Origin of the sequence: Cryobacterium sp. MLB-32 (assembly GCF_000738085.1) — a bacterium.
GTDB lineage: Bacteria > Actinomycetota > Actinomycetes > Actinomycetales > Microbacteriaceae > Cryobacterium.
Genome location: NZ_JPRS01000692.1, coordinates 1 through 644 on the forward strand (window position 1 = coordinate 1; position 644 = coordinate 644).

Sequence of the window (644 nt, forward strand, 5' to 3'; positions counted from 1 at the left end):
AAGCGATCATGAACTCCTCCTAGTACATACCCAGAGCAGCGTGTGGGACTGGGGAATCACATTCGCCGCGATCCTCGGAGTCCTGGGCTTTGCTCTCTTTCTGACCGCCCGACTCGCAACTCGACGGTCCTGGCACGAATCTCTCTGAAGAATTAGACCCAGACCGTCCCGTCGGGGGTTCGGCTTACGAAGATCTCAGGACTCTGCCATTGTCAAAGAATGGACTGGCCCACAACTGAATGCATTGTTACTGCACGACTTTTGTTGGAACCGCTGTCGGTGGAGCACGCGCCTTCGATGATCGAGGTTCTGGCCCAACCGTCACTCTATGACTACACCGGCGGAGAAATACCCTCACTGAAGCTGCTGGAAAAACGCTATGCCGCACAAACCGTGGGGCACTCTGAAGATGGTTCGCAGTGGTGGCTAAACTGGGTTGTCATTGAGCGAGACATAGGAAAACCGGTGGGGTTCGTACAGGCAACCGTCGAAGACGACGGGTCGAATCTCGTGGCCGACATCGCTTGGGTCATTTCACCCGACTGGCAAGGGCGAGGAATCGCTTCTGAGGCCGCTTAAGCGATGGTCGCCTGGTTGCGATCAAACGGAGTCTGCCGCCTCACAGCGCACATTCATCCCGATCA

Annotated in this window: 1 protein-coding gene; it reads left to right on the top strand. The window is 56.2% G+C overall.

The window, feature by feature from the left end:
• Positions 1-219: 219 nt before the first annotated feature.
• Positions 220-579, top strand: coding sequence for a GNAT family N-acetyltransferase (locus JF66_RS20930; protein ID WP_081882543.1), 360 nt, complete (start codon positions 220-222; stop codon positions 577-579).
• Positions 580-644 lie beyond the last annotated feature (65 nt).

Coding starts and splice junctions, on each gene's coding strand:
- JF66_RS20930 (WP_081882543.1), top strand. CDS start 220: ATGGACTGGCCCACAACTGAATGCATTGTTACTGCACGACTTTTGTTG.